The sequence below is a fragment of the Syntrophotalea sp. genome (assembly GCF_050253115.1).
Classification (GTDB): domain Bacteria; phylum Desulfobacterota; class Desulfuromonadia; order Desulfuromonadales; family Syntrophotaleaceae; genus Syntrophotalea; species Syntrophotalea acetylenica.
On the sequence record NZ_JBFWJQ010000020.1, the window covers coordinates 24,222 to 31,046 of the forward strand.

At 59.6% G+C, this 6,825-nt stretch carries 5 protein-coding genes; all 5 read right to left on the minus strand.

Annotation, left to right across the window (positions count from 1 at the left end; translation table 11 throughout):
• Positions 1-121 precede the first annotated feature (121 nt).
• The gene (clpB, locus tag AB7E65_RS03865) at positions 122-2,740 is read right to left on the minus strand and encodes an ATP-dependent chaperone ClpB (protein ID WP_072288092.1); all 2,619 of its coding nucleotides are present in this window, start codon (positions 2,738-2,740) and stop codon (positions 122-124) included.
• Between the two features lie 258 nt (positions 2,741-2,998).
• On the minus strand, positions 2,999-3,403 hold the full coding sequence (locus tag AB7E65_RS03870; RefSeq protein ID WP_320360451.1) for an Hsp20/alpha crystallin family protein: 405 nt from the start codon (positions 3,401-3,403) through the stop codon (positions 2,999-3,001).
• Between the two features lie 53 nt (positions 3,404-3,456).
• Positions 3,457-3,903: an Hsp20/alpha crystallin family protein gene (locus AB7E65_RS03875; protein WP_428745298.1), complete on the minus strand. Its 447-nt coding sequence runs from the start codon at positions 3,901-3,903 to the stop codon at positions 3,457-3,459.
• Between the two features lie 218 nt (positions 3,904-4,121).
• On the minus strand, positions 4,122-5,591 hold the full coding sequence (locus tag AB7E65_RS03880) for a sigma-54 interaction domain-containing protein (protein WP_428745299.1): 1,470 nt from the start codon (positions 5,589-5,591) through the stop codon (positions 4,122-4,124).
• A 255-nt stretch (positions 5,592-5,846) separates the two neighbouring features.
• Positions 5,847-6,825: prenyltransferase/squalene oxidase repeat-containing protein (locus tag AB7E65_RS03885; RefSeq protein WP_428745300.1), on the minus strand; the 979-nt coding region annotated here is incomplete at its 5' end.

Sequence of the window (6,825 nt, forward strand, 5' to 3'; positions counted from 1 at the left end):
AAGGGACAAGGTGCAAGGTTCGTGGAATGCAAAAACCTCTCTTCTTTTCGCCCTCGCAGTCCTGTCTTTTCGCGATGTCAAAAAAGCCCCGCCGGATCCGCCGGGCTTTTTTGTTTCACATTCAGGCTTCGGGATTTTGTGGCGTCACCACCAGTTCTCCAGCCTGCTCGTCAACGTTAATCGTAGCTCCTTCATGAATATCGCCGCCGATCAACGCCCGGCCGATGCGGGTTTCGAGGTGGTGCTGCAGATAACGCTTCAGCGGCCTTGCGCCGTAAACCGGATCGTAGGCGTCGCGGGCGATCAAATCGCAGGCCGCATCGGTGATTTCGAATCCGATGCGCCGGTCGGCCAGGCGTTTACGCAGATCGGCCGCCAGCAGATGGATGATTCTTTTGATCTCCTCCCGGGAGAGGGGCTTGAACAGCACGATATCGTCCACGCGGTTGAGAAATTCCGGACGGAAGTGGTGCCGCAGTTCGGCCATGACCGCCTTGCCGGCTGCCTCGCGGATTTCTCCCTCCGGGCTGACCCCCTCCAGCAGGTGTTGCGAACCGATGTTGGAGGTGAGAATGATCACCGTATTCTTGAAATCGACGGTGCGCCCCTGGGCATCTGTTACCCGGCCATCATCGAGGATCTGCAGCAGCACGTTGAACACATCGTGATGTGCCTTTTCGATTTCGTCAAAGAGGATGACCGAGTAGGGTTTGCGCCGCACCGCCTCGGTAAGCTGCCCGCCTTCCTCGTAACCGACATACCCCGGAGGAGCGCCGATGAGGCGGCTTACGGTATGCTTCTCCATGTATTCGGACATGTCGATGCGCACCATGTTGTCCTCGCTGTCGAACAGCGCCTCGGCCAGAGTCCTGGCCAGCTCGGTCTTGCCGACCCCGGTCGGCCCCAGGAAGATAAACGAACCGATCGGCCGGCGCGGATCCTTGATCCCGGCGCGGGCGCGGATCACCGCATCGGCCACCAGCTGCACCGCTTCGTCCTGACCGACCACCCTTTGGTGCAGCACTTCATCGAGTTTCAGCAGTTTTTCCCGTTCTCCCTCAACCAGCCGGGTCACCGGAATGCCGGTCCAGCGGGAGATGATTTCGGCGATTTCCTCCTCCGTCACCTCTTCGCGCAGCAGCCGGGCGCCGCCGGCTTCTTCCGCCGAGCCCTGCTCCTGCTCATGAAGGCGCCGCTCCAGCTCCGGCAGTTGGCCGTGCTTGAGTTCCGCCGCCCGGTTGAGGTCGTAATTGCGCTCGGCGACCTCGATCTGCTGGCGAACCTGCTCGATCTGTTCCCGCAGTGCCTGCACATCCTTGATGGCACCCTTTTCCTTGTCCCACTGGGCCGTCAATATATCGGCCTGATGTTTGAGATCGGCCAGTTCCTTGCGCAGAGTTTCCAGACGCGCCTTGCTGGCGGGATCCTTTTCCTTTTTCAGGGCCGCTTCCTCGATCTCCAACTGCATAACGCGGCGCGTCACCTCATCGAGTTCCGCCGGCAGCGAGTCGATTTCGGTACGGATAGTGGCGCAGGCCTCATCGACCAGATCGATGGCCTTGTCGGGCAAAAAACGATCGGAGATATAGCGGTTGCTCAGGGTCGCGGCGGCTACCAGGGCGTTATCCTGAATACGGACGCCGTGAAATACCTCGAAGCGTTCCTTGAGTCCGCGCAGGATACTGATGGTGTCCTCTACCGTCGGCTGATCGACCAGCACCGGCTGGAAGCGTCGCTCGAGAGCGGCATCCTTTTCGATATATTTGCGGTATTCGTCCAGAGTGGTAGCCCCGATGCAGTGCAACTCGCCCCGGGCCAGCATCGGCTTTAGCATATTGCCGGCATCCATGGAACCTTCGGCCTTGCCGGCCCCGACAATGGTGTGCAACTCATCGATGAATAACAGGATACGCCCTTCGCTGGAACGGATTTCGTTGAGCACCGCCTTCAGGCGTTCTTCGAATTCGCCACGATATTTGGCGCCGGCGACCAACGCCCCCATGTCGAGGGCGAAGACGGTCTTGTTTTTCAATCCTTCGGGCACATCACCGCGAACGATGCGGTGGGCCAATCCTTCGACGATGGCCGTCTTACCGACCCCCGGTTCGCCGATCAGTACCGGATTGTTCTTGGTCTTGCGCGACAGGATACGGATCACCCGGCGGATCTCCGCATCACGTCCGATCACCGGATCGAGCTTACCCTTCTGGACTTCCTGCACCAGGTCCCGCCCATATTTTTCCAGCGCTTCGTAGGTGCTTTCCGGATCAGTGCTGGTCACCCGCTGATGGCCGCGGATGGCGGTCAAGGCCTCCAGCAGTTTGTCGCGGGAAATGTTGAACTGCCTGAACAGCTTGCCCGATGCCGTGGCATCGCCTTCATCGACGAGGGCCAACAGCAGATGCTCGACACTGACAAATTCATCGCGCAGGTGCCTGGCCTCCTCTTCCGCCTTGAGCAGAAGCCGGTTGAGGCGCTGGGTAACATAGATCTTGCCGCCTTCCACCCCCGGACCCGAAACGCTGGGACGACGGTCCAGTTCCTGTCTCAGAGCAGCAGTCAGGCCGGGGACCTGCACATTCATTTTCTGCAGCAGCCGCGGCACCAGGCCGCCTTGCTGCTCCAGCAGGGCTGCCAGGAGGTGTTCCCCGTCGACTTCCACGTGGCCGCGCTTCAGGGCAATATCCTGGGCGGACTGCAGAGCCTCCTGGGTTTTTTGAGTCATTTTGTTGATATCCATAAAAACAAGCATCTCCTTCCTGAAAGCCTGGCTGCGAGCTACGCTTTAGCCGCTGGATAATGTTCCGAGTGAAACCGAACCTTAACACCGCGGGGTTGCGCCCCCGCGCGGCACCCTCCTCTTTTGATGCGCGTCAAAAGAGGAGGTAGAAAAACGCACTACGCTCCGGCGGCATCACGCGGGGAAAAAACCGTCATTGGTCATTGGTCATTTGCCCTTGATCCTCGGGCCTCGGCCCTTTGGCCTCGAACCTTCGCCTTACTCCCCCGGGGCGATTTCAATGCGGCGGGGCTTGGCCATCTCGGCCCGCGGCAGCAACAGGTTAAGGACACCATGGGCATAACAAGCGGATACCTTTTCCTGATCGATCCCCTCCGGGATCCGGAATTGACGGTAAAAATTGGCCAGGGTGAATTCCCGGTATATATCCTCGGCGGGGGCCTTGGCCTTGACCCGGCCTTCGATGGTAAGAATGCCCTGCTCGAGATGGATGGTCATATCCTCTTTGGCCACCCCGGGCATATCGATGTACATGGCAAGTCCATCGACGCCTTCAAGAATATCGACCACCGGTACGGCATATCGTTCCGGGGCACGGGTTTCCTCACGGCTGCGCACATCTTTCTTGTCTTTATCGGACACGGTGATATTTTTATCGTTCATGGCCTCACTCCTTTGGTGGTGACAGATCTTCAAAACCAGGTCCGTGGATCGTATCAGGCTACATCGACGCTGATTTTTCGCGGACGGGCCGTGGCCGCCTTGGGCAAGGTAATCGTCAGTATGCCGTTTTTGCAACTGGCCTTGACATGTTCCGCATCGACATCGACCGGCAGTTCCAGGGTACGCACAAATTTGCCGGTATCCCGTTCACGGCGATGCCAGGTACGATCCTTGTCCTCGATCACGGCGCGCTCACCGCTCACGGTCAGGATATTTTCCTGCACCATCAGGTCGAGTCCGGCCGGATCGATGCCAGGCACCAGCACTTCAACATAGAGGTTATCCGCATCCCCGTACAGATTGACGGGAGGTTGACGGCGGAAACTCCTGCCCGGCTGGAAAGCCGGCCCCAAAAGACCGTGCCCGCCGAATCCGCGGAAAGCCTCATCGATTTCGCGGCGGAGATGTTCCATTTCCTTGTACAGGTTCCAGGTCGCCATATTGTCCTCCTTGTGCTTGATTTAGCATGATTGTCTGTTTGCTCCGTTACGCCCTTTAGTATAACAACCATCATGCCAACTTCAGCGAAAAGGACTTTTACCTGTTTTTTCAAGAAGTTGCACAAGACAAAAAGACTTAAATCCTTCTTGCGACGTCGCATCATTGTGTCGCAAAAAAGACATGCAACGTCGCAAAGAGATCTTGCGACACTTGTCAACTAATCTTTTTCCAGGGTGGCCCGGGACAACCCCAGCTTTTCCATGTAACGATAAAGAGTGGCGCGATGCACACCGAGTCGCCTGGCGGCATCGGCCAGATTGCCATGAGCATCGCGGTAGGCGCGGCGGATGGTTTCCGCCGTCAGGTTGGCAGGGCGCGTGTTGCGGGAACCGCCATCGCCCGGATAGAATTCCGCCTCAAACACCGGGGGGCCGGGTTCCTGGCCGCCGTTACCGCCAGTTTCGGCACGTTGCGGCAACACAACCGCGGGCAGGGACAGACGATCGGGACCCCGGCCAGTTTCGCGGTCGGCGAGAAAGTCCTGCCGCTCCCGGATCCACTCGCCAAAGGCCCTCGCGCCTATGACGTCGGCCTGGGTTTCAATAAATACCCGTTCCAGCACATTACGCAGTTCGCGAATATTGCCGGGCCACATATACGCCTGCAGAAGATGGATGGCATCGGGGGTGAGGCGATAAATACGCCGTCGGTATTTACGGGCGAACATATTGAGAAAATGCTCGACAAGATAGGGAATGTCTTCGGGCCGGTCGCGCAGCGGCGGCAGATGAATGCGCAGCACCGAAAGACGGTGATACAGGTCGGCCCTGAAACGCCCGGAGCCGACCGCCTGCTCAAGAGGTACATTGGTCGCAGCCAGGATACGCACATCGACCCGCTGTTGCCGCTCGGCGCCGACACGCTCGATCGCCCCCTCTTCCAGCACCCGAAGCAGTTTGGCCTGGGTGCCAAGGGGCATGTCGCCGACCTCATCGAGAAACAGGGTGCCGCCGTCGGCCCGCTCAAACCGGCCTCGATGAGTGCGCAAGGCCCCGGTAAATGCGCCTTTTTCATGACCGAACAATTCGGATTCGAGCAACTCCTCCGATATGGCGGAACAGTTGACCGCGACAAAAGGGCCATCGGGACGCAGGCTCTGGTCGTGCAGCGCTCGCGCCACCAGTTCCTTTCCGGTCCCTGTCTCACCGGTAATGACCACAGCAGCATCGGAAGGCGCGAACAGGGTAATTTTACGAAAAACCTCCCGGATCGCCGGTCCGTTTCCAACCATTCCGTAAAAAGAAACCGGCTCTTCCCTGCTCCTGATTTCCAGGTGCCGGAACACGAACGCTACCTCCTGGAGATGACCACCGACGTCAGGGCCTAGAGGCCGGACATCAACCCGCCAAAGATCGGGGTGCCCACCAAGCCGCACCCGGATGTCAAGCAAAGCGCAGCTGCCGGCAACGGCATCATGCGCCAGGGATTCAAGGGAAGGCACGCCCCCGGGAAGCACCTGGGCCGCAGGCCGCCCGACCGCCAGCGACGCGTCAAGTCCAAGGCGGCCGGCAAAAGTTTCGGAGATGTCAGCCACCCGCCAACGACCTCGGACACCTTCGACAAGAACAAGATCCGGCGCGGGAACGGGGAGCGCCCGTTCCTTATTCTCCAGTACCCTTTGCGTCATCGCCTTTTCTCCTGCAGCGCCGGGCCGTTCCGCATGTCGGCAACCGACGGTTTTTCGACTCCCCGCCCCGTTCATCTCATGGAAAAATGTAACCATCCAGGCATGACTTCGCAAGCCATGAAGACGCATGCGCGAGCCACAAAACAAAGAGCCGCCCACGACAAGCGGACGGCTCTTTGTAACCCGACAAGGGATCTCTTTTTCAACCGCAGGCGCGGCCGCGCAGCGGTTCGAAATCAAACTCGGCAGCAGCCGTCAATTCCGCCGGCAGGGCTGGACGGCCAGCCCTAAATAACGGCGAGCCCTGGCCATGGCAATAAGCGGAAAATAGTGGCGGTACATATTGTAATTAAGCATGAACCCGCGTGCCAGCTCACAACCCTGCCCCAGCGTGGCGCCGATTTCTTTGAGGTTGGTACGCTCCCCCACCCCGTACCCGGGAAAACCGGTCCCCGTATACTGTGGCTCGTCCCAGGTTCCGGCCTTCTGGCAGGACAGCAAATAATCGAGACCCCGGCGGATGGCGCCATCATAATCCGGACTCGCGACGGCAACCAGAGCCATCAATGCCCAACCGGTCTGGGATGCGGTACTCGGCCCACGGCCACGCTGACTGTCATCCATATAGGAAGCGCAGCTTTCACCCCAGCCACCATCGGCATTCTGGTGCGCCACCAGCCAGTCGGCGGCGCGGCGGACATAGGGTGCCCGCATATCCTCGCCAATCGCGGCCAGGGCCGGCAGCACAGCGCCGGTGCCGTAAATGTGATTGACGCCCCATCGCCCGAACCAGCTCCCTTCAGGCTCCTGTTCGCTGCGGATATAACGCAGGGCCTTGGCCACCACAGGATCGTGCATATCACGGCCGAGGGTGGCCAGGGCTTCAACCACATGCGCGGTGACATCGACACTGGGCGGATCGAGAACTTCGCCGAAATCGCAGAAAGGGATCTTGGTGACAATGACGCTGTTGTTGTCGCGGTCAAAAGCCGCCCAGCCGCCGTTTTTGCACTGCAGCCCCAGGATCCATTCCTCGGCGCGCTCCAAAGCCGCATCCACGGCAGCCGTATCCTCAAGATGACGACGGGCCTCGCTCAGCACCACCAGCGCCAACGCGGTGTCGTCCACGTCGGGGTAGGCGGTATTGGCCCTTTCAAAAGCCCAGCCGCCGGGACGCACACCGCGCACCTTGACCTGCCAGTCGCCCCACCGGGTGATCTGTTTGCCCAGAATC

Excerpts from the sequence above, each read along its gene's own strand:
- clpB (WP_072288092.1), bottom strand. The coding sequence starts at position 2,740 with ATGGATATCAACAAAATGACTCAAAAAACCCAGGAGGCTCTGCAGTCC.
- AB7E65_RS03870 (WP_320360451.1), bottom strand. The coding sequence starts at position 3,403 with ATGAACGATAAAAATATCACCGTGTCCGATAAAGACAAGAAAGATGTG.
- AB7E65_RS03875 (WP_428745298.1), bottom strand. The coding sequence starts at position 3,903 with ATGGCGACCTGGAACCTGTACAAGGAAATGGAACATCTCCGCCGCGAA.
- AB7E65_RS03880 (WP_428745299.1), bottom strand. The coding sequence starts at position 5,591 with ATGACGCAAAGGGTACTGGAGAATAAGGAACGGGCGCTCCCCGTTCCC.